The sequence below is a fragment of the Bradyrhizobium sp. CSA207 genome (assembly GCF_029051685.1).
Lineage (GTDB): Bacteria > Pseudomonadota > Alphaproteobacteria > Rhizobiales > Xanthobacteraceae > Bradyrhizobium.
In genome coordinates this window covers 180,070-202,518 of sequence record NZ_JAACFT010000003.1, presented here as the reverse complement: position 1 = coordinate 202,518, position 22,449 = coordinate 180,070, and the positions used below count along the sequence as shown (strand labels likewise).

The following is a 22,449-nucleotide window of genomic DNA, read 5'->3' as shown; positions in this document are numbered from 1 at the left end:
AAACTGTGCAGAGAGATCAGAGGGTTGCCGCAAGCGCGCAATCCCGTTGCAATCCCGTTGAAAGCCGCTGCACCCGCGTTGACAGGCTTGGCCGGCCTGTGGTCTGTACCTATCTGTATCGTACGGCCACGTCGGGAGAGACCGGCATTGTTCGCCGGCGCCGAAGGAGCAACCGCCCCGGAAACTCTCAGGCAAACGGACCGCGTGGCTTTGACAGCATCTGGAAAGAGGCGCCGACGGGCTTAAACCCGGGTGGCACCCGCCGACGGGATAATACTCTCAGGCACAGCGACAGATGGGGCTTCGACTGGTGTCCATCGGGGAATCCTCCCCGGGGAACCGCCGAGGGCCCCTGTGATGCTTGCGCGCGACGACCAAGACTCCCTGAAACGTACGCCCCTTCACGGGCTTCATGTGTCCCTCGGCGGCAAGATGGTGCCGTTCGCAGGCTATGACATGCCCGTGCAATACCCTGCGGGCGTGCTGAAGGAGCACCTCCATACCCGCAGCTCCGCCGGCCTGTTCGACGTCTCTCATATGGGCCAGATCGCACTCCGGCCGAAGTCGGGCAAGGTCGAGGATGCCGCCCGCGCGCTGGAGCGGCTGGTGCCGCAGGACATCGTCGCAGTTGCGCCCGGACGGCAGCGCTACGCCCAGTTCACCAATGCGGATGGCGGCATTCTGGACGATCTGATGGTCGCCAATTTCGGCGATCACCTGTTCCTGGTCGTCAACGCCGCCTGCAAGACCGCGGACGAGGCGCATCTGCGCGCGCACCTCTCGGACGACTGCATCATCGATTCGCTGGCCGAGCGCGCGCTGATCGCACTCCAGGGCCCGAAGGCGGAAGCCGCGCTGGCGAAATTGTGTGCAGAGTCGCCCGGCATGAAGTTCATGGACGCCGGCCCCCACAAGGTGGACGGCATCGCCTGTTTCGTCTCCCGCTCCGGCTACACCGGCGAGGACGGTTTTGAAATTTCGGTTCCCGCAGCCGACGCCGAGCGGCTGGCCAAGACCCTGCTCGACAATCCCGACGTGCTGCCGATCGGGCTCGGCGCCCGCGACAGCCTGCGGCTGGAAGCCGGGCTCTGCCTCTACGGCCACGACATCGATACCGCGACCACACCGGTCGAAGCCGCGCTGGAATGGTCGGTGCAGAAGAGCCGCCGCACGGGCGGCGCCCGCGCCGGCGGCTTTCCCGGCGCGAAACAGATTCTCGCCCATTTCGACCAGGGCGCGAGCCGCCGCCGCGTCGGCCTGCGACCTGAGGGCCGTGCGCCGGTTCGCGAGGGCGCGCTGCTGTTTGCGGATGCGACCGGAGGTCAGCCGATCGGAAAGGTCACCTCGGGCGGCTTCGGACCGAGCCTGAATGCGCCGGTGGCGATGGGCTACGTGCCCACCGCGCTGAGCGCGCTCGATACAAAATTGTTCGCCGAAGTGCGCGGCCAGCTTCTGCCGCTCACGGTCGCCGCCATGCCCTTCGTGAAAAACACCTACAAACGCTGAGGATCGAAAATGACCACGACGCTGTACACCTCCGACCATGAATGGCTGGCCATCGACGGCGATGTCGCCACCGTCGGGATCACCGACTACGCGCAGTCGCAGCTCGGCGACGTCGTGTTCGTCGAGCTGCCCAAGGTCGGCCGCGCGCTGAAAAAGGCGGAAGCCGCCGCCGTGGTGGAATCGGTCAAGGCCGCCTCCGATGTCTACGCGCCGATCTCCGGCGAGGTGCTCGAGGTGAACGAGGCCGTCGTGGCAGAGCCGGCACTGGTCAATTCGGACGCAGGCGGCAAAGCCTGGTTCTTCAAGATCAAGATTACTGACAAAAGCGAGCTCGGCGGCCTCATGGATGAAGCCGCCTACAAGGCACACACGGCGTGAGATGAAGCAGACCCAAGCGATCGTCATGCCCCGCGAAGGCGGGGCATCCAGTAGCCACAGGCAGCACGGATTGAACCGAGAGGCCGCGGCGTACTGGATCGTCCGCCTTCGCGGACGATGACGGCGAGAGACATCAAAAGCGAGGACCCATGATGACCGCGCACCGCAAATCCAACGGCGACACTGCCGCCAGCTTCGTTCGTCGCCACATCGGCCCCTCGGCGCGCGATGTCGCCGCGATGCTGGACACCGTCGGCGCCAAAAGCGTCGACGCGCTGATGGCGGAGACGCTGCCCGCATCGATCCGGCAGGCTACGCCGCTCGATCTCGGCAAGCCCTTGAGCGAGACCGAGGCGATCGCGCATATGGGCGAGCTTGCCGCGCAAAACCAGGTCTTCACCTCGCTGATCGGCCAAGGCTATTCCGGCACGGTCCTGCCCGCGGTGATCCAGCGCAACATTTTGGAAAACCCGGCCTGGTACACGGCCTATACGCCCTACCAACCCGAGATCAGCCAGGGCCGGCTGGAGGCGCTGCTCAACTTCCAGACCATGATCTGCGATCTCACCGGGCTCGACGTCGCCAACGCCTCGCTGCTCGACGAGGCGACCGCGGCGGCCGAAGCCATGGCGCTCGCCGAGCGGCACTCGCCGGTCGAAGCAAAGGCCTTCTTCGTCGACAAGGACGTGCATCCGCAGACGCTCGCGGTGATGCGCACCCGCGCCGAGCCCTTGGGCTGGACCCTGATCGTCGGTGATCCCCTCGCCGATCTCGACAAGGCGGACGTGCTGGGTGCGCTGCTGCAATATCCGGGCTCTTCGGGCGCGGTGCGCGACCTCAGGCCCGCGATCGCGGCGCTGAAGGCCAAGGGCGCACTCGCGATCGTTGCCGCCGATCTGCTGGCGCTGACACTGCTCGCCTCGCCCGGCGAGCTCGGGGCCGACATTGCCATCGGCTCGGCGCAGCGCTTCGGCGTGCCGATGGGCTATGGCGGACCGCATGCGGCCTACATGGCGGCGCGCGATGCGCTGAAGCGCTCGCTGCCCGGCCGCATCGTCGGTCTCTCCGTCGATTCCCGCGGCGCGCCCGCCTACCGTCTCGCGCTCCAGACCCGCGAGCAGCACATCCGCCGCGAGAAGGCGACTTCCAACATCTGCACCGCGCAGGTGCTGCTCGCCGTGATCGCCTCGATGTATGCGGTCTATCACGGCCCCGAAGGGCTGACCCAGATCGCACGCAACGTGCATCGCCGCGCGGCCGTGCTCGCCGCCGGCCTGCGCAAGCTCGGCTTCGCGCTGCACTCCGACAGCTTCTTCGACACGGTGACGGTCGAGGCCGGCGGCAAGCGTGACGAGATCGTCGCGCGCGCGACGGCCGAAAAGATCAATGTCGGCCTTGGTGATGGCATCTTGCGCATCGCGCTGGACGAGACCACGACGCCGGCGACCGTGGAAGCGGTGTGGCGCGCGTTCGGCGGCAAGCTCACGTATGCCGAGATCGGTGCGACCACGCGCGAGGCGCTGCCGGACGCGCTGAAGCGCGCGACCTCCTTCCTCACCCATCCGGTGTTCCACGCGCATCGGTCGGAGACCGAGATGCTGCGCTACATGCGCAAGCTCAGCGATCGCGACCTCGCGCTCGACCGTGCGATGATTCCGCTCGGGTCCTGCACCATGAAGCTGAACGCGACCACCGAGATGATGCCACTGACCTGGCCGGAATTTTCCAGCCTGCATCCGTTCGCACCGCGCGAGCAGGCCAAGGGTTATCACGCGCTGTTCGCGCGGCTGGAAAAATGGCTGTGCGACATCACCGGCTATGACGCGATCTCGCTGCAACCGAATTCAGGCGCTCAAGGAGAATATGCCGGGCTTCTGGCCATCCGCGGCTATCACGCCGCGCGCGGCGAGGCGCATCGCAAGATCTGCCTGATCCCCTCCTCCGCCCACGGCACCAATCCGGCCTCCGCCGCGATGGTCGGCATGGACGTGGTGGTGGTCGCCTGCGAGAAGAACGGCGACGTCGACGTCAATGATCTCCGCGCCAAGGCCGAGAAGCATTCCAACGACCTCGCCGCGGTCATGATCACCTATCCCTCGACCCACGGCGTGTTCGAGGAGCACATTCGCGAGATATGCGACATCGTCCACGGCCATGGCGGCCAGGTGTATCTCGACGGCGCCAACCTCAACGCGCAAGTCGGTCTCTCCAGGCCCGGCGACTACGGCGCAGACGTCAGCCATCTCAATTTGCACAAGACCTTCTGCATCCCGCATGGCGGCGGCGGTCCGGGCATGGGCCCGATCGGCGTGCGGGCGCATCTCGCCCCGTTCCTGCCAGGTCATCCGGCGACAAAGGTTGATGCGCCAGTCGGCCCGGTCTCCGCCGCGCCGTTCGGCTCGGCCTCGATCCTCACCATCTCCTACATCTACATCCTGATGATGGGCGGCGAAGGATTGAAGCGCGCCACCGAGATCGCGATTCTCAATGCCAACTACGTGGCGGCGCGGCTCGATGCGCACTTCCCGGTGCTCTACAAGAACGAGAAGGGCCGGGTCGCGCATGAATGCATCGTCGACCCACGCGCGCTGAAGAACACGTCCGGGGTCACCGTCGACGACATCGCAAAACGCCTGATCGATTACGGCTTCCACGCTCCGACCATGAGCTTTCCGGTGCCGGGCACGCTGATGATCGAGCCGACCGAGTCGGAATCCAAGGCCGAGCTCGATCGCTTCTGCGATGCCATGATCGCGATCCGCAAGGAAATCGCCGAGGTCGAAGCCGGCCGCTTCAAGATCGAAGCGTCACCGCTGCGCCACGCCCCACACACCGTGCACGACATCGCCGATGACGATTGGGCCCGCGCCTACACCCGCACTGAGGGCTGCTTCCCCGCCGGCACCTCGCGCACCGACAAATACTGGAGCCCGGTCGGGCGCGTCGACAACGTCTATGGCGACCGCAACCTGGTGTGCTCGTGCCCGCCGGTGAGCGATTACGCGGAGGCGGCAGAGTAGCGGATTTGTAGGATAGGTTGAGCGGAACCCGTCCTACATTCCAATTCTATTTCTTCTTTGGGAGGACGTCCCAGCGCAGCGTGAGAAGCGCTCCTATTCCGGCGATCGACCCGATCATCCCCAACAGGATGATCGCGATCAGTATGGAATATTTGCGCGTGCGCTTGGCGCGCCGAGTTTCAACGACAAGCATAGCCCACCCCATCAACTCACGAACGACGCCAGTCTCCAGGCAACGTACCAGGCGCAGGATACGCTCAGCAACAAGATGCAATTAATGATTGTATCGAGTTCAGTGCTAATTCAAAACTCAGGCAAAACGAAACGGGCGCCGAAGACGTCGGCAACTCAACGTCCTCAGCGCCCGCTCCTCGCGAAAACTCTGCTCGCTAAAGCCTACTCGTCAGCCGGCTCGTCGCCGTCGGCGTCGCGCTCGGGGGTGCCGGCCAGAATCTGCTCGGCGATCAGGCCGGAGTTCTGACGGATTGCGGTCTCGATCTTGGCGGTGATGTCTGGATTGGCCTTCAGGAACGCTTTGGAATTCTCGCGGCCCTGGCCGAGACGCTGGCTGTCATAGGAGAACCAGGCGCCGGACTTTTCCACGATGCCGGCCTTGACGCCGAGATCGAGGATCTCGCCCATCTTGGAGACGCCCTCGCCGTACATGATGTCGAATTCGACCTGCTTGAAGGGCGGCGCCAGCTTGTTCTTCACCACCTTGACGCGCGTGGTGTTGCCGACCACTTCGTCGCGTTCCTTGATCGCGCCGATGCGGCGGATGTCGAGGCGAACGGAGGCATAGAATTTCAGCGCGTTGCCGCCGGTTGTGGTTTCCGGCGAGCCGTACATCACACCAATCTTCATGCGGATCTGGTTGATGAAGATCACCATGGTGTTGGACTTGTTGATGGAGGCCGTCAGCTTGCGCAGCGCCTGGCTCATCAGCCGCGCCTGGAGACCCGGCAACGCATCGCCCATCTCGCCCTCGAGCTCGGCCTTCGGCACCAGCGCCGCGACCGAGTCGATCACCAGCACGTCGACCGCGCCGGAGCGCACCAGCGTGTCGCAGATTTCCAGCGCCTGCTCGCCGGTGTCGGGTTGCGAGATCAGGAGTTCGTCGATATTGACGCCCAGTTTGCGCGCATAGACCGGGTCGAGCGCGTGTTCGGCATCGATGAAAGCGCAAATACCGCCCTTCTTCTGTGCTTCCGCCACCGTGTGCAGCGCCAGCGTGGTCTTGCCCGAAGATTCCGGCCCGTAGATCTCGACAACCCGCCCCTTCGGCAGGCCACCGATGCCGAGCGCGATGTCAAGCCCCAGCGACCCCGAGGACACCGCCTCGACATCCATCGAACGGTCGTTCTTGCCGAGCTTCATCACCGAGCCCTTGCCGAACTGGCGCTCGATCTGGGAGAGCGCGGCGGCCAGAGCTTTACTCTTGTCCATGGAAGATCCTTCGACGATACGCAGGGCAGTGGTGGACATTGGGTCGTGCTCCTTATGGCGAGGATTCGCTAGAGGGACAAACGGTGGGTGAGGCGGGCCGGCAGTAAAATCAATGTACCCGATTTGTTCCAGGTTCGCAATATGTTCTTTTCGACGTCTCGGCCTGTTTTAACCCCTAGTGGCCCAAGTTGATTTTCGCAGTGGCCTAACTTCGCTCCGAGCAGACCGTAACGACCGTTGCGGGCATGAGTGATTAATTCCCCGAGTTCCATTTGGCTGCTACAGTCCCGCCGTTAATTCTTGATGCAACCAAGGAGGAACGGGCCAATGCGTATTCAGCTTTTGGTTCTTGGTTTGGCAATTGCGGCGTTGAGTACTTTTATCACATCCACACCATCATTCGCACTTTGCAACGGTGTATGCACGGCAAAGTGCCAGAGTGCAGTGTCGCGTGGCGACTATATGAACATGGATGCCTGCATAAAAGTCTGGTCAAAGCGCAACGGCCCCACTGGCAAAGGATGTGGAAAGCCGGGTGCACCGTGGCAGTCCTGTGGTGATTAGAGCAACTGACAGGGATGCTAGGAGGCCGCCTCGGTGGGCGGCCTCTTTCATAGATCCATTTCATATTGCTGGCCGAAAATTCTTCTGACGTGGCCCTCGTACTCTGCCTCACTTTTCGATACCTGAGCGATGCCGAGTAGTTGCAAAACCATCAGCGGATAACATATCCACGGTTTACCAATGGCTCTTTTTCGAGCCTCTTACAGTGATCCCGTAACAGTTCGCCGAGCATGGGGAGGCTTAGGCCCCACTTCTCGGCGAGCCAAATGAACGTCATCCCGTTCGTGTGAATTTCCCAGCAAAGTATCTCGCCAAAAGTATCCCCACGGCCCGCTGGACTCACTCCGTTTTCTAGCTCGATTAGTTGGCGCAGCCGTTCCAAGTGGGAGTCCGGAGCAGTGGCCTGTTTTGCATCTGCGAATGGCCTATTCATGCCAGTACCGACGTTTCGGCCTGTTTTGCCCCTGGCCTAAGTTGGATTTGAGAGTGGTCGCGAACTCAGGGCTGGAAGTCGATGCCCCAGGAAAAGCTCTGTCAAAGTAGAATCTTGGCATGTTCCAATTCGAAGTATTCACTTTGGAACCGAGCGGCGCGCACGGGCATTAGGATCGAGATTGCACACCCCTGCGGTTAGGACCCGCATGCAAAGGCCAGCCATGAAGTATCGCCGCCGGTTCAAACAAAGCTCCCCCCTCGAAGAACGTTTGGCCGAAGAGGCTGAACGGCTGAGAGAGGAAGCCAGGAATCTGCCTCCCGGCTCCCTGCGAGAAACCCTGCTCCGCAAGGCCAGACAGGACGAGGTCACGGCTCACATTGCCGAGTGGCTGACCTCACCCGGCTTGCAGCCGCCCAAGCCATAGAGGCGACCGGGCTTGCCATGCCACGTCAAGAACGGCTCGCCGATCATTGCCGCGCGTCCTGCCGTTGAAGCACTCGGGGTGTTCGATTCCTCGAATGAGAGCGGGAAGCACGTGGTCCGAATTTGCGCCGAGCGTCCCGCATCAAGTCGAGCAACTCTTCTCAAGGTGATGCGCATCAAAGACACGCAGCAGGGTTGCCGTCATAATTCCGCAATCCTGAAGCAACGAATCTTTCCGCGGCTACCGGCTTTTTGGGGATGGGACCGCCGCGGTGGGGATCTGGGTCATGACCAACAACACGCAGCACCAATTCGCTCGGCGCAATCACCTCCTGGAAGCGGCGCTCGAGGAGATGGTCAAGTTCGAACGGAAGGAAAACGAGTTTCGCAGGAAGGACCGCGAGGAGCGCGCGGCCGAACTCCGCCTTCCCCTGGACGAGATCAATATCCATTAGGCCGCGCCGGCAATGCGCATCGTCATGGACGCGAATCGCATGCGGTTGCGGTATCCAAATACCTCCTCTAAATCATTGATCACGCAGCGAAATCGCCCAGCGACCTACTGTGCATGGGGTTGTTTTCGAGCTTTCGAAAAACGCGGCGGCGTCCATGGTGCAACCCGCCATCGGCGCGCCGGCTGCCGGCACGCGCGCACCGCCCTACATCAGCACCAGCAGCGCGATGCCGATCACCAGTACCACGAAGCCAGCCGCCGTCGCGGCGGCAAATGACCGCTCTACATTATCCATGATGCCACCCCGTTGTCGGCGCACCACGTTTCCCCCATGGCTTCGCCGAACGGACGGAATCTCGCCGACGGGTGTGTCGTAAGTTATGCAATCGGGTGTTCGAATTGGGACGTTGGAGCGCCTCAAAAAGCTCTCCCTTCCTTCATGACGGCGCGATGCTCGGTCGAAGCGCGCAGCGCTCTGCGGTTCGGTCCGCTCCTGTCAGGCTGCCGTAAGCAGCCCCGGTTACGATGGTCCGGCTTATGGTGTTGCAGCCCAGCACCTCAGCCTCCAATAGCCTCTCGCCCCGCTTGGCTCCCCAAGCGGGTTTTTTTCGTTTCTGCAACCTCTCAGCCGGTGTCCTCCTCCCGCGTCAGCCGCAGCGCGAACGCGCGGATCGCCGGCGCTGCCAGCAGCACGATGGGCAGCATCGCCGCCCATGCGACCAGCCACGAGATTGTCCAATGTCGAAGGAAGAGCATCGCGCTTTGCGCCGGAAAGCTGGCGATCCCCGCCGCGATCAGCGAGGTCAGGCCGGACTGGATGACGCCGAAGACGAAATGACTGTAGCGACGGGGAATGCCGAGCATGATGCGCCCATGTTGCCTTTGTCTATCTGGCAAGCAAGGCATGTGCCGTGGATCGCATGAGGCCAGCTTGGTCATCGGCTTCCGGTCATTCCCTCCGCGCGATGGGAGCCGCCGTGTCAGCGATACACCCATCGAACCTATCCGTGGTTCTCCGACCATGAACGGAGTTCCTGGGCCATCTGCCCGAGTTGCGGCGGAACTCGTCGGCAGCGTCTTGGCCGCTGGGGACGACGGCTCCAGGCGCGCCGCAAGCTTTCCGCCCCCGCGTCGTTCGGAATCCGATTTCGTTAGTTGCGAGCCACGCGCACTTTCGAGATTTTTGTGAATTATCCTAGGTTTACCGGAAGATTTCACTTGTCGGCGGAATATGTGATGTCCAACATTTTTCCGGTCATGGAAGGTGGATCATGGAGGCGACCATGAATCACAAGGGCATCGACTTCACTGTTGCCAAGACGGCGATTCCGGGTGTCTGGCAGTGGCAGTTCTGCATCGGCGACCAGATCAAGAGCGGCAGGACCGAGACCAAGATCGATCTATTGGCGATCCGGCGGGTGCAGCTGCGCATCGATCGGGAGCTGAAAGCCCTCGCACGCAAAACGGCCTGACCCGGCAGGATCGGCGGCTTTCAGGCCGATTTTGGCGCGGCGCGGCTCGCTTGGCTCGCAGGCAGCCGCCATGGACGGGCCATTCCGTAGACGCCCGGAATTGATCTGCCGGCCGTTTGGGATTGGATTGAGCGCCTTGTGGCTTGGGGGCAGGCCATCACGCGACCGGTGCCAGCCATGCCGCATTATTTCTTTCGAATCCGGAACGGCCGTTATTCCGGCTGTGCCGAGCATGCGACGGAATTTGCCGATCGCGATTCGGCCTGGAAGGAGATGACCAGCGTCTGCGCCGATATGGCCGCGGGCATCTCCCGCAAGCTCCAGGAAAACTCGGAGTGGCATATGGAGCTGCTCGACGAAGCCAAGGAGCCCGTGTTCCGGATCCGTATCGTCGCCGAAACCTTCGAGTAGGTCTTTGTCCCCGTGCCTGGCCCTAGTCGGCGCTGGGAAGCCGCCGCATGGTGAATTCGATCTCGCCGCCGGGCAATTCGCGCCAGTGTTCGACTTCGCTCATATAACCAGCCTTGGGATAGCGGGCGAAGAAGGCCTGCGCTCTTGCGCGCGCCGCCGGGCGGGGCAAGATGAAGGTTTCGCGCAAATAGCCGTCGCCGCTCTGTTCGGCCGGCTTGCCACCCGCCTTGCGCCGGCGCGCCATCCGTTCGGCGAGATCCCGCGGCCGATCGGCCATGTGATGCCTCCTCAACGCAACACTCTTTTGGGGAATGTAGGAAGCAGGCGGGGCGAACAGGAGTCCCGATTGGAGGCGCAAGCCGCCTCCACCCGTGATCGTTCAGTTGGCGGCTGTGCCGGTCTTGGACTTCTTGGGCGCACTGGTCGCGGCCGATGCCTTCGGGACCGGCTGCTTCGGCGGATCGGAGCGCATGCCGCCCCAGGGATCGTTGGACGCCTTGGAGTCCGGAATCTTCTTCAGCGTTTCCTTGTAGGCCTTTTCACGTTCGGCCTCCACGGCCTTCTCCTCCGGGGTCTTGCCCGGGCCATCCTGCAACAGGTTGATATTGGGCATTTGCGCATAGGCCGGTCCGGCCAGCACGGCCAGCACCGCGGCCATACGGAAAAGCTTCATCATTCGCTCCTTGATCATCCATAGAAGGGCGGATCGCCAGCGCCTTGTCGTTCCTGTTCAGCCCGGTCACGACCTTGGGGCCGCTAGAGCCGGTCCGATCTGCACGATTTCGGCGCGTTCAGCCAGTCGTCCCAGATCGGGCCGCATTTGGTGCACCCGTTGAGCGCAAGGCCGAGCGCGGCCAGACAAAAGACCAGGACACATCGACGCAACATCGTCCACCCCATTCCCAAGCGCGGCATCATAGAGGGCGAAGTCAGGCATTTTCAAGCCGACGGGACCGAGGGCAGACCGGGTGACTTTGCCGCGCCGATGCGCGCAGTATGGCCGAAACATCCTGCAACAATGGAGGACAACGACAGCATGCCATCGCAGCCAGAAGCGGAGTTCGGCATCGCCGACGCCAGACGGATCCTCGGCGATGTCTTCGCGCCCTGGGTCCAGGATCTCGACCTCTCCGTCGAGCGCATCGAGCACGCCCCGCCGCCGGATGCGCCGGACTGGCAACCGGGCGCATTGCTGCGCATGGCGTTTTCGGACCGGCTGTGCCGCCACGGCGGCGTGGTGTGCGGCCAGGCGCTGATGGCGCTGGCCGATACAGCGATGGTGATCGCGATCCTGGCCGCCAATCGCGGCTACCGTCCGATGACCACGGTCGACCAGACCACGCATTTCATGCGCGCCGTCTCCTCATCCGACGTGCTGGCCGATGCACGCGTGGTGCGGCTCGGGCGCACCATGAGCTTCGGCCGCGTCACCCTGCTGTCCGCCACCGACAACAAGCCGGTGGCCATGGTGTCGAGCGCGTTCGCGATGCTGTCGGGGTAAGCATCATCCCGAAAGCCGAGAGCCGCATCAGCGCAAAGCGCACCGCGGCTCTCGATGAGAAGTGTACGGGCCTCGGGGGTTACTTGCCGAGCACTTCGTCGGCCGCAGTGACGATGCTGACCGTTGGGTTCTTCCCGCAATAGGTGCCGAACTGCTTGGCATTCTCGACGAACACGTCGGTGTCGATGATCGCGTTGTCCTCGTCACCCTTGTACCAGCCGTCCATCCAGGTCAGCACCAGCTTGATGGTGTCGTCGCCGCTCTCGAGAAACTGTTTGCAGCTCATGGTCGAGAGATCGAGCTTGGTGGCATTGGCGGGAACGGACGACAGCGAAAGAGCTGCGGCGAACAAAATCGAAAGCGTGGTCTTCATCAATATCTCCATCGGCGCTCGGCGCCATAAAGGCTCGTGGCAAAAGTCGGCGTAGAGACGCTCCGCTTCGATTTCGTAAATGAAGTCTGAAGCGCGGTGCACGTAGCGGCAGTATTGAGTTTAGTTCAAGGTAATTTCTATGCACTATTTCACAATCATCGCTATGGATTAACGCGGATGATCGAAAAGCGTACGGCACAGCGGCACCGGGTCTTCAAGGGTGGCACGATCGCCTTTGAAAATAGCGGTTTTGCGTGCACGGTGCGAAACATGTCGGCAGGGGGCGCCGCAATCGATCTCGAAAACCCTGTCACGTTGCCGCAATCGTTCACGCTGTCGATTTCACACGACAAATTCGTGCGGAATTGCCGGCCGGTGTGGCGCAACGGCAGACGCGTCGGCCTCGCCTTCGTACAGTCGTGCACATGATGTGAATGAACGTTCGCATCGTGCACACGATACAGCGTCATGTCTGCCCGATATGGCAGCGTCCGTTGTACCGAAGGCGGCGTCGCGGCAGGATATCGCAGGCGGGTCGTTACAGCCCGCCAGCTTTATTTCGGCTTCTTGGCGGGTTCGGTGGGGCGGGCCCCGCCCCACGGATCATACTTATCCTTGGGTTCGGGAATGCGCTCGAGCGCCGCCTTGTAGGCCTTTTCGTCAACCTTGGGCTTGTTGTCCGGCTTGGCCGCGGGCTCATTGGGCTGGCGCCTGCCGCCGCCCATCTGCGCCTGCGCCGAGACGGCCGTCAGCGCCAGCACGGCCGCCGCGATGATCAAAATCCTCATTGGCGCAATCCCCCTCGTCCGGGGTACAAATTAGCCCGCAATCCCGTAATAGCCAATGCTGCGGCGTCCCCGACTTCAGCAAATGTTGATCGGACGGGACTTCGCCGGATCGCATTCCTGCCTATCTGATGGCCCGCAGGGGACCTTCACGAATGTTGCGGATCATTGCTCATGCGGCGTTGCTCGCCGGCGCGCTTGCGCTTGGCGCCTGCGGCTTTGCCGACAGCCGCGCGCCGGTACCCGAATTCATGCGCATGAAGGAAGCCGAACAGCCGCTGCCCGAACCGCCCCCGGACGTCAAACGCGTGGTCCGCGAACAGATCGACGTGGTCTTTCTCACGACGTCCTACCCTCGCGAAGTGCAGGTCGCCTCGCCCCATCACGAGGTCCGCGGACCGGGCTGGACCGCCTGCGTGCGCGCCCAGCTGACCTCCGCGACCGGAACGACGCTCGGCCCCCAGACCTACATCGTGACGATCACCGGCGGAAGGGTGATCGACCGCCGGCGCGCGGAGGCCGAGGACACCTGCGGGACGGAAACCTACGAGCCGATCTAGGAACAATTGACCACGACAAAGCCCGGTTCCGGGAAAATCCTGCAGATCCACCGGAACGATCGCCGACTCCCCTTCTTGTTACCGCCGAGGGCAGTTTCCGAGGAGGACAGGATGAGGACATTTGCGATTGCGCTGCTGGCCGGCGTCGGCGCGCTCGCTGCGGCGAGCGGAGCAAAGGCCGCCGACATCTACACGACCAGCGAATACACCAGCCCCGATCTCATCCAGGAAGTGCGGCTTGTCTGCGATGACGCCGGCAACTGCTATCGCACCCGCGGCGGCTCGCGCGTGATCGTGCGCGACTCCTATGCGACCATGCCGCGCGAGCGCTATTACGAGCGCCGCACCTATCGCGACTGGGACGACGGCCCGCGGGCTGGCGTCGGCATTCGCACGCCCGGCGTCAGCGTGGGCGTCGGTGTTGGCGATCGCTGGTAGTCCATCAAGACGTGAGCAAGGGACCGGGTTGCGACCATCGCCCGGTCCCTTCCACGTCAATCCTTTTCACGTCAAGTCCGTTTCACGTCAGGCCCCCGGCACAGGTCAGGCGCTGACCGTTTGCTGCTGGAATTGCTCGTAGGCGGCGATCGCATCGGCTGCGTACATCAGCGACGGCCCGCCGCCCATATAGATCGCCATGCCGAGCGTTTCCTCGACCTCCTCGCGCGTGGCGCCGAGCTTGACGAGAGCCTCAGTGTGAAAACCGATGCAGCCGTCGCAATGCGCGGCGACGCCGAGCGCCAGCGCAATCATCTCCTTGGTCTTTTTGTCCAGCGCCCCATCGCGACTGGCTGCCTGGGCGAGCGCAGCAAAGCCCTTCATCGTGTCGGGAATATCGCTGCGCAGCTTGCGCATGTTGGCGGAGATTTGCCGGGTGATCTCGGGATAGTTCTTGTGCATCGGACCCTCGCTAGCTGGGATTGACAGTCGTGGAAGTCGCTTCATGCGGCGCGCGCAAGGCGATGTAGATCGCGGGAATCACGAGCACAGTGAGCAGCGTCGACGACGCCAGCCCGAACAGCAGCGAGATCGCCAGCCCCTGAAAGATCGGATCGAGCAGGATGGTAGCGGCACCGATCATGGCGGCGAGCGCAGTGAGCAGGATCGGCTTGAAGCGGACGGCACCGGCCTCCAGCACGACATCACGCAGCGACTTGCCTTCGCCGCCGGTATGGCGGATGAAATCGACCAGCAGGATCGAGTTACGCACGATGATGCCCGCGAGCGCGATGAAGCCAATCATCGAGGTCGCCGTAAACGGCGCAGCCAGCAGCCAGTGCCCGACCAGGATGCCGATCAGCGTCAGCGGGATCGGCGTCAGGATGACGAGCGGCAAACGGAAACTCCTGAACTGCGCGACGACCAGCACGTAGATGCCGAGGATCGCCGCGCCGAAGGCGGCCCCCATGTCGCGGAAAGTCACCCAGGTGATTTCCCATTCCCCGTCCCACAGCAGCGTGGGATGTGCCTCGTCCGCAGGCTGCCCGTGCAGACCGATCTTGGGCTTCGGCAGCTTGCCCCAGTCATGGGCATCGATGCGGTCTGCTACGGCAAGCATGCCGTAGAGCGGCGCCTCGAAGCGCCCGGCGAGCTCGGCCGTTACCATGTCGGCGAAGCGCCCGTCGCGGCGGAAGATCGTCGGCGAACCTTCCTCCAGCGTTGCCTTCACCACCTGGCCGAGTTCGACCACTGTCTTGCTGCCGGGCACCGTATTGGCGGGCACCGGCGTCGATGCCAGCGCCTCGTCCCAGACTAGGTTACGCTTGCCCAGATGAACCGCGATCTCGATCGGGTTGCGGTCTTCGCCGCGATGCGAGTAGCCGATCGAGGTGCCGCCGAATAGCGTCTGTATCGTGTCGTAGACATCGCGCTGCTCGACGCCGAAAAATTCAAGACGGTCCTGGTCGATCGACAGCCGCAGGCGCGGCCGCTTGTCGCCGATGGAGTCGTCGATGTCGACGATGAAGGGAACTTCGGCGAAAAGCTTCTTGAGCTCGGCCGTGATCGCGCGGCGGGTGGCCGCGTCGGGTCCGTAGACCTCGGCTAGCAGCGTCGAAAGCACAGGCGGCCCGGGCGGCACTTCGACCACCTTGATGCTGGTTCCCCTGGGAGGATCGAGCGCTTTTAGCTTCTCGCGAAGCTCGATTGCGATCTCGTGACTGGTGCGCTTGCGCTCGCCGCGCGCCGTCAGGTTGAGCTGCACTTCGCCGAGTTCCGGGCGCTCGCGCAGATAATAGTGCCGCACCAGGCCGTTGAAATTGAACGGTGCCGCCGTGCCAGCAAAGGATTGCACCGAGGTCACCTCGGGCACTTGCCGGGCGATCTCGGCCGCACCGAACAGCGTGCGCTCGGTCGCCTCGAGGCTCGCGCCTTCCGGCAGATCGACGACGACTGCGATCTCTGACTTGTTGTCGAACGGCAGCAGCTTGACGGTCACCGACTTGGTCGCGAACAGCGTCATCGACAGCAGTGTCGCGATGCCGACACCGAGCAGGAATATCCAGGCCGACCGCTTGCTTCGCACGATCGGCGTGGCGAAGCGCCGGTAGAGCCGGCCGAGCCGGCCTTCATCGTGCGCCGGATGCGTCGACGCAACATTGTCATTTGGTGCGAGCTTGAGCATCAGCCAGGGCGCCACCACCATCGCGACGAAGAACGAGAACAGCATGGCGGCCGACGCGTTGGCGGGGATCGGCGCCATATAGGGACCCATCAGGCCCGACACGAATAGCATCGGCAACAGCGCCGCGACGACGGTCAGCGTGGCAACGATCGTGGGATTTCCGACCTCCGCGACCGCTTCGATGGTCGCCTGCAACCTCGAGCGGCCATCGCGCATGCCCCAATGGCGTGCGATGTTCTCGACCACCACGATGGCGTCATCGACGAGGATGCCGATCGAGAAGATCAGCGCGAACAGGCTGACCCGATTGATGGTGTAGCCCATCAGATTGGCCGCGAACATCGTCAGTAGGATCGTTGTCGGAATGACGACGAAAGTCACCACCGCCTCGCGCCAGCCGATCGCAATCGCAATCAGCACCACGATCGAGATCGTGGCGAGACCAAGGTGGAAAAGGAGCTCGTTGGCCTTCTCGTTGGCGGTCTCGCCATAGTCTCGGGTCACCGTCACCTGGACGTCGTCGGGGATCAGGCGCCCCCTTAATCCTTCCAGACGATGGGCGATGTCGGCCGAGACCACCACTGCATTGGCGCCGGCGCGCTTGGCGAGCGCGAGGCTCACCGCAGGCACCCGCGACCACTGCCCCTTCTCGTCTCGCGCATCGTTCCAGACCCGATGCTCGACCGTATTCGGTCCGATGATGACGGAGGCCACGTCCTTGACATAGACCGGCCGCCCATCGCGGGTCGAGATCAGGAGCAATCCAACGTCGGGAATGCCTGAGAGCGTCTGGCCGGCCGCGACATTGCGCACGACGCCCGAATCGCGGACCTGGCCGGCCAGGAACGAGCGATTGGCGTCCTTCACCTTGGCCACGAGCTGTTGCAGTGTGACGCCGAACAACGACAATTTCTCTGGATCCGGCTCGACTCTGATCTGCTGCGCCGCGCCGCCCGAAATGTAGGTCAGTCCGATGCTATCGACCTTGACGAGCTCCGAGCGCATCTTGTCGGCAAGTTCGAACAGGTCATGGTCCGTCCAGCGCTCGGCGGCCTCCGGCTTCGGGGACAATGTCAACACCGTTACCGCGACATCATTGATGCCGCGACCGACGATCAGCGGCTCGGGGATGCCGATCGGGATGCGATCGAGATTGGCGCGGATCTTCTCGTGGACGCGCAGGATGGCGTCCTCGGACTTGGTTCCAACCAGGAACCGAGCGCTGACCATGACGCGATCGTCCTCGGTTTGGCTGTAGACATGCTCGACACCGTCGATGCCCTTGACGATGGCTTCCAGCGGCTTGGTGACGAGCTCGACCGCGTCGGGCCCACGCAAGCCATCCGCATTGACGCGGATATCGACCATCGGCACGCTAATCTGCGGTTCTTCTTCACGCGGAATCACGATGACGGCGATGAGGCCGATGACGAGCGCCGCGAGCAGAAACAACGGCGTCAGCGGCGACGCGATCGTCGCTTTGGTGAGCCGGCCTGAGAGTCCGAGATTCACGGGCGCACCAACTGGTCGCCGGCAAGGATGCCGGACAGGATTTCAAGTCCGTCGGGAAATGTCGGCGTCGGCAATTCACGGCCGCGCTGCACTGGCACGTCGACCGTCCCATCGGCTTTTCGAAGCCGCACGTAGTCGATGCCGAACCGGGTCGTTACGTAGCCTACCGGAATGACGAAAGCCGGCCGCGCGCCACCGGGGATCCACACCCGCAGCCGGTCCCCGACAAAATATTCGCCGAGACCTTCGACACTGGCATCTGCAATGACGCGACCTTCTTCGATTTGCGGATAGACGAGATCGATGACTCCCCATTTGGACGCTTCTTCGCCGAGCTCTGCGCCGTCGACGCGAATCCTGTCCCCGGCTTTGAGCAGGCGCGCGTGCCGCTCCGGCACCCGCAGCCGCAGCTTGAAATGCTGCTGCGCAATCGTGACGATGGCGTCGCCGGGCAACGTCACGGAGCCGACAGTGACGAGCTTCTTCAACACCCGGCCACCGGAGGGCGCCAACACCTGACCTTCACTGAGCTGCTGTGCGATCACGGCGCGGTCGGCGGTCTTCGCACGCAGGCCGTTCTCGGCCACGTTCAGCGTGGTCCGGGCTTCGTCGAGCTTGACGCGCGGCAGCGTGCCGCGATCGACCAACCCCTCGATTCGGGTGAAATCGATCTGCGCCTGATTGGCCTGCGCATGCAGCGCCTCGATCTGTGCGTCCAGGGCCTTCATTTGCAGGACCAGCTTCTCGTCGCCGATGGTCGCGATTGCCTGGCCGGCGGTGACGCGGTCCCCTTCCCTGACATTAAGCTGGACGACGATTCCGCCGATGCGCCCGCGCGCCGGCACTACGCTGATACTTTCGACCGTCGCAAACACCGCCTTTTCGTCGGCGACAGGATGCTCGGCTACGGTGAGCGTTTCCGCCGCGGCGAGACCGGCGTGCAGGCCGACGGCCGCGAGAACCGCCAAAAATCCTAGGAGGCGCATGGGCATGTCCGTTCGATCATGGAACCGTCACACCGCGATGCGGTGTCCCTTTGTCATTTCATCGGTTTTGTCAGGCGGGGCGTTGATCCTGCTCAACGCGCCGCCGCTTAAGCGCGCATAAGCTCATCTCGTCTTTGTAGACTTCGGTGCACAGAACACCTGATAGAGCGTCTTCAGGATCTCGCGCGCCGGTTCGCTCGCAATCGAGTAGAAAATCGTTTGCGCGTCGCGCCGTGCGAACACCAAGCCGTCCTTGCGAAGGAGCGCAAGATGCTGGGAGACGGTGGAGTCCCTCAGGCTCAGGAATTCGGCCAGTTCGCCGACCGAACGTTCGCCGTCGATCAACTGGCAGATGATCAGGAGCCGGTGCCGGTTGGAGAGCGCCTTCAGCAACTCGCTCGCCTGGTCCGCCGCCCGCTCCATGACTTCGCTATTTATTTTCATACTTGCGTATATACGCAATTACGAATATATAGTCAAGCATAGAAGGGCCGGGACTGAACCGGCGGAGCGAATTTTCAACGGAGGTACCCATGGCGGAAGTTGTCGTACTCGGAGCCGGGCTGAGCGGAACGTTGATGGCGTATGAATTGCTGCCCCAGTTGAGAAAGGACGATCGCCTCAGCGTGGTCTCGCAGGGCGCGGTCTATCACTTTGTCCCCTCAAATCCCTGGGTCGCAGTCGGTTGGCGCAAGCGCAGCGAGATCGAGATCGATCTCGCCGACATCATGAAGCGCAAGGGCGTTCGCTTGCTCACGCAAGGTGCGAAACGCGTTCATCCGACCGATAACAAGATCGAACTCGGCGACGGGACATCCATCGACTACGACTTTCTGGTGATCGCGACAGGACCTGAACTCGCCTTCGACGAGATTCCGGGGCTCGGGCCGCAGGGCCACACCGAATCGATCTGCCACGTCGACCACGCCTCCCATGCGCGGGACGCCTTCGATACGCTCGCGTCGAATCCCGGCCCCGTCGTGATCGGCGCCGTTCAGGGCGCCTCTTGCTTTGGCCCGGCCTACGAATTTCTGTTCATCCTGGAAACGGAGCTGCGCCGGCGTAAGCTGCGCGATCGGGTGCCGATGATCTTCGTCACCTCCGAGCCCTATATCGGCCATCTCGGACTCGACGGCGTCGGCGATACCAAGGGCCTGCTCGAAAGCGAGATGCGCGAGAAGCACATCAAGTGGATCACCAACGCGCGCGTCAAGGGCGTCGAAGCCGGCAAGATGATCGTTGAGGAACTCGCCGACGACGGCGCGGTGCGTAAGACGCACGAACTGCCGTTCGCCTATTCGATGATGCTGCCGGCGTTCCGCGGCGTCGAGGCCGTCCGTGGCATCGAGAAGTTGACCAACCCGCGCGGCTTCGTCGTCGTCGACAAGTACCAGCGCAACCCCGCTTTCACCAACGTCTTCGCAGTCGGCGTCTGCGTTGCGATCCCGCCGGTGGCGGCGACACCAGTGCCGGTTGGCGTGCCGAAGACCGGTTTCATGATCGAATCCATGGTGACCGCGACTGCAATCAATGTCGGCGCCCTGCTCCGTGGCAACGAACCCACGGCGCAACCGACCTGGAACGCGATTTGTTTGGCCGACTTTGGCGATTCCGGCGTCGCCTTCCTGGCACAACCGCAGATTCCGCCGCGCAACGTCAACTGGTCGTCCAAAGGCGAGTGGGTTCACTACGCCAAAGTTGCCTTCGAAAAGTACTTCCTGCGCAAGATGCGACGCGGCGAGAGCGCGCCGTTCTATGAGCGCTTTTTGCTCGACAAGCTGAACATCGCCAAGATCAAGGAGGTTCGGACGGGCACATGAACGCGACACACCAGATCGTCTGCGGTCATTGCGGGCGGACCAACCGCCTGCCGGCCGAGCGCGCGCCGGAAGCTGCGCGCTGCGGCGCCTGTCACCAGCCGATGTTCACCGGCCATCCCGTCGAGGTCGACGAGGAAGCCTTTGGCCGCCATGTCGCCAATAGCGACATCCCCGTGCTGGTCGACGTCTGGGCGCCCTGGTGCGCACCTTGCCGCGCCATGGCGCCGATGTTCGAGCGCGCGGCGCACAAGCTGGAGCCGAAAGTCCGGCTCCTGAAGCTCAACTCGGACAAGGCGCCCGCTTTGTCGTCGCATCTCAACATCTCGGGTATCCCGACCTTGCTGCTGATGCGCGGCGGCCGCGAGATCGCCCGCCATGCAGGCGCAATGGACGCGCGCAGCATCGTGGCCTGGACCGAAACGAGCCTCAACCAATCGTAACGTCACCGCATCTTCAAGAGGAGTAAATCATGAATGTCGATAAAGCTGTCCTTGCCTTCGCAGGCTTCGTCGTCCTGCTCGGTCTGGCGCTCGGTACTTACGTCAACGCCTACTGGTATCTGCTGACGGCCTTCGCCGGGCTGAACATGATGCAGGCCTCGTTTACCGGCTTCTGCCCGGCCGCGATCGTGTTCAAGAAGCTCGGACTGCGCGGCGGCTGCGCGTTCTCGTGAGCATGCAAACGTAAGCTTTAGTGCGGGGGAATTTGCCATGACCGACGACACCTTCATCGAAGGGCCTCTCTACGAGAAGCGCAGGAAGGTCTATCCGCAGTCGGTGAGCGGGCAGTTCCGCCGCATCAAATGGGCGATTCTCTGTATCACGCTCGGCACCTACTATTTGCTGCCGTTCGTGCGCTGGAATCGCGGCGCCGGCCTGCCGAGCCAGGCCGTGCTGATCGACTTCCCCCATCGCCGTTTCTATTTCTTCTTCATCGAGCTGTGGCCGCAGGAGGTCTACTACTTCACCGGTCTCTTGATCATCGCGGCCATGATGCTGTTCCTGATGAACGCCGTCGCGGGCCGGCTATGGTGCGGCTACATGTGCCCGCAGACGGTGTGGACCGACCTTTTCTACGCCGTCGAGCGCTGGGTGGAAGGCGACCGGCGCGAACGCATGCTCGGAGACAAACGCGGCTGGACCTTCGACGGTGTCAGGAAGGCCGCACTGAAGCATTTCCTCTGGATCATGATCGCCTGGTGGACCGGCGGCGCCTGGGTGCTCTATTTCGCCGACGCGCCGACTTTGGTGAAGGACCTTGCGACCTTCCAGGCGCCTTTCGCCGCCTATCTCTGGATCGGCATCCTGACCGCCACCACCTACGTCTTTGCCGGTCACGCCCGCGAGCAGATGTGCATCTACATGTGCCCGTGGCCGCGCATCCAGGCGGCGCTCACCGACGAATGGGCACTCAACGTCACCTACCGGCGCGATCGCGGTGAACCGCGCATGTCGGTGAAGAAAGCGGAACTCGCCCGCACTCATGGCGACGTCGCCGGCGACTGCGTCGATTGCCACCAATGCATCAATGTCTGTCCGACCGGCGTCGACATCCGCCACGGCATCCAGCTCGGCTGCATCCAGTGCGGCCTTTGCATCGATGCCTGCGACAATGTCATGCGCGAGATCGGCCGGCCCGCCGGGCTGATCGGCTACGACACCGACATCAACATGCAGCGGCGCCGCGAAGGCAAGGCGCCGGTCTACCGTATCATCCGCGCCCGCACCCTCGTCTATGCCGCCGCGATTGCGATCGTCGGCAGCATCATGCTCTATGCGCTTGCCACGCGCGGCACGATGGACGTCAACGTGCTGCACGAGCGCAATCCGCTGTTCGTGCAGCTCTCGGACGGCGGGATCCGCAACGACTACACCGTGCGGCTCCTCAACAAGGGCGTGCAGCGATCATTCACGCTGGAGGTCTCGGGCCTGCCGGGCGCGGCCGTTCACGTCGCCGGCATCGAGTCTGAGCCAGGTCGCAAGCCGGTCGTCGAGGTCGGACAGGATCAGACCCGCGAGGTCAGGGTATCGGTGCAGGTCGGTCCCGCCCATCTGCCGCCGAACGCGGCTGATATCGCGATCAGGATCACTGATGTCGCCAGCGGCGAAAGCGCCAGCGCCCGCGACCATTTCGTCCCGGCCGACCGATAGCGCCCTTATCCGGCGGCGTGCCGCCGGAT

At 63.0% G+C, this 22,449-nt stretch carries 25 protein-coding genes and 1 riboswitch; of the genes, 15 read left to right on the top strand and 10 right to left on the bottom strand.

The features are described from left to right. Positions 1-122: 122 nt before the first annotated feature. Positions 123-212: riboswitch (glycine riboswitch) on the top strand. Positions 213-357: 145 nt separating this feature from the next. From gcvT to gcvP, 3 genes are all read left to right on the top strand, one after another. Next, complete coding sequence (gene gcvT / locus GWG65_RS04330) at positions 358-1,506, top strand: glycine cleavage system aminomethyltransferase GcvT (RefSeq protein ID WP_275194163.1); 1,149 nt, start codon at positions 358-360, stop codon at positions 1,504-1,506. Between the two features lie 9 nt (positions 1,507-1,515). Next, positions 1,516-1,884 (top strand): glycine cleavage system protein GcvH, encoded by a 369-nt coding sequence (gcvH, locus tag GWG65_RS04325; protein ID WP_275194161.1) that lies wholly within the window; start codon positions 1,516-1,518, stop codon positions 1,882-1,884. Positions 1,885-2,036: 152 nt separating this feature from the next. Further along, complete coding sequence (gcvP, locus tag GWG65_RS04320) at positions 2,037-4,904, top strand: aminomethyl-transferring glycine dehydrogenase (RefSeq protein WP_275194283.1); 2,868 nt, start codon at positions 2,037-2,039, stop codon at positions 4,902-4,904. A gap of 396 nt (positions 4,905-5,300) precedes the next feature. Here the strand turns inward: gcvP and recA are convergent, their stop codons facing one another. Beyond that, the gene (gene recA, locus GWG65_RS04315; protein ID WP_247386114.1) at positions 5,301-6,389 is read right to left on the bottom strand and encodes a recombinase RecA; all 1,089 of its coding nucleotides are present in this window, start codon (positions 6,387-6,389) and stop codon (positions 5,301-5,303) included. A 1,181-nt stretch (positions 6,390-7,570) separates the two neighbouring features. On the opposite strand from recA, the gene GWG65_RS04310 reads away from it, so the two are divergent. Then, positions 7,571-7,774 carry a hypothetical protein gene (locus GWG65_RS04310; RefSeq protein WP_275194157.1) on the top strand — a complete coding sequence of 68 codons (204 nt, stop codon included), beginning with the start codon at positions 7,571-7,573 and terminating at the stop codon, positions 7,772-7,774. A 286-nt stretch (positions 7,775-8,060) separates the two neighbouring features. Then, complete coding sequence (locus GWG65_RS04305) at positions 8,061-8,228, top strand: hypothetical protein (protein WP_275194155.1); 168 nt, start codon at positions 8,061-8,063, stop codon at positions 8,226-8,228. Positions 8,229-8,851: 623 nt separating this feature from the next. Here the strand turns inward: GWG65_RS04305 and GWG65_RS04300 are convergent. Beyond that, entirely contained in the window at positions 8,852-9,091 is a 240-nt protein-coding gene (locus tag GWG65_RS04300; RefSeq protein ID WP_275194282.1) for a DUF2798 domain-containing protein, read from the bottom strand. A gap of 419 nt (positions 9,092-9,510) precedes the next feature. On the opposite strand from GWG65_RS04300, the gene GWG65_RS04295 reads away from it, so the two are divergent. Together GWG65_RS04295 and GWG65_RS04290 are read left to right on the top strand one after the other, a co-directional pair. Further along, positions 9,511-9,699, top strand: coding sequence for a hypothetical protein (locus GWG65_RS04295; protein ID WP_275194154.1), 189 nt, complete (start codon positions 9,511-9,513; stop codon positions 9,697-9,699). Between the two features lie 177 nt (positions 9,700-9,876). Further along, on the top strand, positions 9,877-10,110 hold the full coding sequence (locus tag GWG65_RS04290; protein WP_148744873.1) for a hypothetical protein: 234 nt from the start codon (positions 9,877-9,879) through the stop codon (positions 10,108-10,110). 22 nt (positions 10,111-10,132) lie between these two features. Here the strand turns inward: GWG65_RS04290 and GWG65_RS04285 are convergent, their stop codons facing one another. Both GWG65_RS04285 and GWG65_RS04280 read right to left on the bottom strand, forming a co-directional pair. Next, positions 10,133-10,387, bottom strand: a complete 255-nt coding sequence (locus tag GWG65_RS04285) for a hypothetical protein (protein ID WP_275194151.1) — start codon at positions 10,385-10,387, stop codon at positions 10,133-10,135. A gap of 102 nt (positions 10,388-10,489) precedes the next feature. Continuing rightward, on the bottom strand, positions 10,490-10,783 hold the full coding sequence (locus GWG65_RS04280; RefSeq protein ID WP_275194150.1) for a hypothetical protein: 294 nt from the start codon (positions 10,781-10,783) through the stop codon (positions 10,490-10,492). A gap of 363 nt (positions 10,784-11,146) precedes the next feature. On the opposite strand from GWG65_RS04280, the gene GWG65_RS04275 reads away from it, so the two are divergent. Further along, a complete protein-coding gene (locus GWG65_RS04275; protein WP_275194149.1) occupies positions 11,147-11,611 on the top strand; it encodes a PaaI family thioesterase in 465 nt (154 codons plus the stop codon). 79 nt (positions 11,612-11,690) lie between these two features. Here the strand turns inward: GWG65_RS04275 and GWG65_RS04270 are convergent, their stop codons facing one another. Further along, positions 11,691-11,984 carry an HdeA family protein gene (locus GWG65_RS04270; protein ID WP_275194148.1) on the bottom strand — a complete coding sequence of 98 codons (294 nt, stop codon included), beginning with the start codon at positions 11,982-11,984 and terminating at the stop codon, positions 11,691-11,693. 96 nt (positions 11,985-12,080) lie between these two features. On the opposite strand from GWG65_RS04270, the gene GWG65_RS04265 reads away from it, so the two are divergent. Continuing rightward, positions 12,081-12,413 carry a PilZ domain-containing protein gene (locus GWG65_RS04265; protein ID WP_275194146.1) on the top strand — a complete coding sequence of 111 codons (333 nt, stop codon included), beginning with the start codon at positions 12,081-12,083 and terminating at the stop codon, positions 12,411-12,413. Positions 12,414-12,538: 125 nt separating this feature from the next. Here GWG65_RS04265 and GWG65_RS04260 read toward each other — a convergent pair whose 3' ends face one another. Next, a complete protein-coding gene (locus GWG65_RS04260) occupies positions 12,539-12,772 on the bottom strand; it encodes a hypothetical protein (protein WP_275194144.1) in 234 nt (77 codons plus the stop codon). Between the two features lie 152 nt (positions 12,773-12,924). Here GWG65_RS04260 and GWG65_RS04255 point away from each other — a divergent pair, with 152 nt between their 5' ends. Together GWG65_RS04255 and GWG65_RS04250 are read left to right on the top strand one after the other, a co-directional pair. Further along, positions 12,925-13,329, top strand: a complete 405-nt coding sequence (locus GWG65_RS04255; protein ID WP_275194143.1) for a hypothetical protein — start codon at positions 12,925-12,927, stop codon at positions 13,327-13,329. A gap of 111 nt (positions 13,330-13,440) precedes the next feature. After that, positions 13,441-13,767: a hypothetical protein gene (locus GWG65_RS04250; RefSeq protein WP_275194142.1), complete on the top strand. Its 327-nt coding sequence runs from the start codon at positions 13,441-13,443 to the stop codon at positions 13,765-13,767. Between the two features lie 105 nt (positions 13,768-13,872). Here the strand turns inward: GWG65_RS04250 and GWG65_RS04245 are convergent, their stop codons facing one another. From GWG65_RS04245 to GWG65_RS04230, 4 genes are all read right to left on the bottom strand, one after another. Beyond that, entirely contained in the window at positions 13,873-14,229 is a 357-nt protein-coding gene (locus tag GWG65_RS04245) for a carboxymuconolactone decarboxylase family protein (protein ID WP_275194141.1), read from the bottom strand. Between the two features lie 10 nt (positions 14,230-14,239). Then, the gene (locus tag GWG65_RS04240; RefSeq protein ID WP_275194140.1) at positions 14,240-17,464 is read right to left on the bottom strand and encodes an efflux RND transporter permease subunit; all 3,225 of its coding nucleotides are present in this window, start codon (positions 17,462-17,464) and stop codon (positions 14,240-14,242) included. After that, on the bottom strand, positions 17,461-18,450 hold the full coding sequence (locus GWG65_RS04235) for an efflux RND transporter periplasmic adaptor subunit (RefSeq protein WP_275194139.1): 990 nt from the start codon (positions 18,448-18,450) through the stop codon (positions 17,461-17,463). The genes GWG65_RS04240 and GWG65_RS04235 overlap by 4 nt, the downstream gene beginning before the upstream one ends. 123 nt (positions 18,451-18,573) lie before the next feature. Continuing rightward, positions 18,574-18,873 carry a metalloregulator ArsR/SmtB family transcription factor gene (locus GWG65_RS04230; protein ID WP_275194138.1) on the bottom strand — a complete coding sequence of 100 codons (300 nt, stop codon included), beginning with the start codon at positions 18,871-18,873 and terminating at the stop codon, positions 18,574-18,576. A gap of 110 nt (positions 18,874-18,983) precedes the next feature. On the opposite strand from GWG65_RS04230, the gene GWG65_RS04225 reads away from it, so the two are divergent. The 4 genes from GWG65_RS04225 to ccoG are packed head-to-tail and all read left to right on the top strand — an operon-like array spanning position 18,984 to position 22,420. After that, positions 18,984-20,270: an FAD/NAD(P)-binding oxidoreductase gene (locus GWG65_RS04225; protein ID WP_275194137.1), complete on the top strand. Its 1,287-nt coding sequence runs from the start codon at positions 18,984-18,986 to the stop codon at positions 20,268-20,270. Next, positions 20,267-20,710 (top strand): thioredoxin TrxC, encoded by a 444-nt coding sequence (trxC, locus tag GWG65_RS04220; RefSeq protein ID WP_275194135.1) that lies wholly within the window; start codon positions 20,267-20,269, stop codon positions 20,708-20,710. Before GWG65_RS04225 ends, trxC begins: the two co-directional genes overlap by 4 nt. Before the next feature lie 29 nt (positions 20,711-20,739). Further along, positions 20,740-20,943, top strand: coding sequence for a DUF2892 domain-containing protein (locus tag GWG65_RS04215; RefSeq protein WP_275194134.1), 204 nt, complete (start codon positions 20,740-20,742; stop codon positions 20,941-20,943). A 37-nt stretch (positions 20,944-20,980) separates the two neighbouring features. After that, entirely contained in the window at positions 20,981-22,420 is a 1,440-nt protein-coding gene (gene ccoG, locus GWG65_RS04210) for a cytochrome c oxidase accessory protein CcoG (RefSeq protein ID WP_275194133.1), read from the top strand. Positions 22,421-22,449: the final 29 nt, after the last annotated feature.

Coding starts and splice junctions, on each gene's coding strand:
- GWG65_RS04290 (WP_148744873.1), top strand. CDS start 9,877: ATGCCGCATTATTTCTTTCGAATCCGGAACGGCCGTTATTCCGGCTGT.
- GWG65_RS04235 (WP_275194139.1), bottom strand. CDS start 18,450: ATGCGCCTCCTAGGATTTTTGGCGGTTCTCGCGGCCGTCGGCCTGCAC.
- gcvP (WP_275194283.1), top strand. CDS start 2,037: ATGACCGCGCACCGCAAATCCAACGGCGACACTGCCGCCAGCTTCGTT.
- GWG65_RS04305 (WP_275194155.1), top strand. CDS start 8,061: ATGACCAACAACACGCAGCACCAATTCGCTCGGCGCAATCACCTCCTG.
- GWG65_RS04215 (WP_275194134.1), top strand. CDS start 20,740: ATGAATGTCGATAAAGCTGTCCTTGCCTTCGCAGGCTTCGTCGTCCTG.
- GWG65_RS04230 (WP_275194138.1), bottom strand. CDS start 18,873: ATGGAGCGGGCGGCGGACCAGGCGAGCGAGTTGCTGAAGGCGCTCTCC.
- GWG65_RS04245 (WP_275194141.1), bottom strand. CDS start 14,229: ATGCACAAGAACTATCCCGAGATCACCCGGCAAATCTCCGCCAACATG.
- GWG65_RS04275 (WP_275194149.1), top strand. CDS start 11,147: ATGCCATCGCAGCCAGAAGCGGAGTTCGGCATCGCCGACGCCAGACGG.
- GWG65_RS04310 (WP_275194157.1), top strand. CDS start 7,571: ATGAAGTATCGCCGCCGGTTCAAACAAAGCTCCCCCCTCGAAGAACGT.
- recA (WP_247386114.1), bottom strand. CDS start 6,389: ATGTCCACCACTGCCCTGCGTATCGTCGAAGGATCTTCCATGGACAAG.
- GWG65_RS04280 (WP_275194150.1), bottom strand. CDS start 10,783: ATGAAGCTTTTCCGTATGGCCGCGGTGCTGGCCGTGCTGGCCGGACCG.
- GWG65_RS04225 (WP_275194137.1), top strand. CDS start 18,984: ATGGCGGAAGTTGTCGTACTCGGAGCCGGGCTGAGCGGAACGTTGATG.
- GWG65_RS04295 (WP_275194154.1), top strand. CDS start 9,511: ATGAATCACAAGGGCATCGACTTCACTGTTGCCAAGACGGCGATTCCG.
- GWG65_RS04285 (WP_275194151.1), bottom strand. CDS start 10,387: ATGGCCGATCGGCCGCGGGATCTCGCCGAACGGATGGCGCGCCGGCGC.
- ccoG (WP_275194133.1), top strand. CDS start 20,981: ATGACCGACGACACCTTCATCGAAGGGCCTCTCTACGAGAAGCGCAGG.
- GWG65_RS04255 (WP_275194143.1), top strand. CDS start 12,925: ATGTTGCGGATCATTGCTCATGCGGCGTTGCTCGCCGGCGCGCTTGCG.
- trxC (WP_275194135.1), top strand. CDS start 20,267: ATGAACGCGACACACCAGATCGTCTGCGGTCATTGCGGGCGGACCAAC.
- GWG65_RS04270 (WP_275194148.1), bottom strand. CDS start 11,984: ATGAAGACCACGCTTTCGATTTTGTTCGCCGCAGCTCTTTCGCTGTCG.
- gcvT (WP_275194163.1), top strand. CDS start 358: ATGCTTGCGCGCGACGACCAAGACTCCCTGAAACGTACGCCCCTTCAC.
- GWG65_RS04260 (WP_275194144.1), bottom strand. CDS start 12,772: ATGAGGATTTTGATCATCGCGGCGGCCGTGCTGGCGCTGACGGCCGTC.
- gcvH (WP_275194161.1), top strand. CDS start 1,516: ATGACCACGACGCTGTACACCTCCGACCATGAATGGCTGGCCATCGAC.
- GWG65_RS04300 (WP_275194282.1), bottom strand. CDS start 9,091: ATGCTCGGCATTCCCCGTCGCTACAGTCATTTCGTCTTCGGCGTCATC.
- GWG65_RS04250 (WP_275194142.1), top strand. CDS start 13,441: ATGAGGACATTTGCGATTGCGCTGCTGGCCGGCGTCGGCGCGCTCGCT.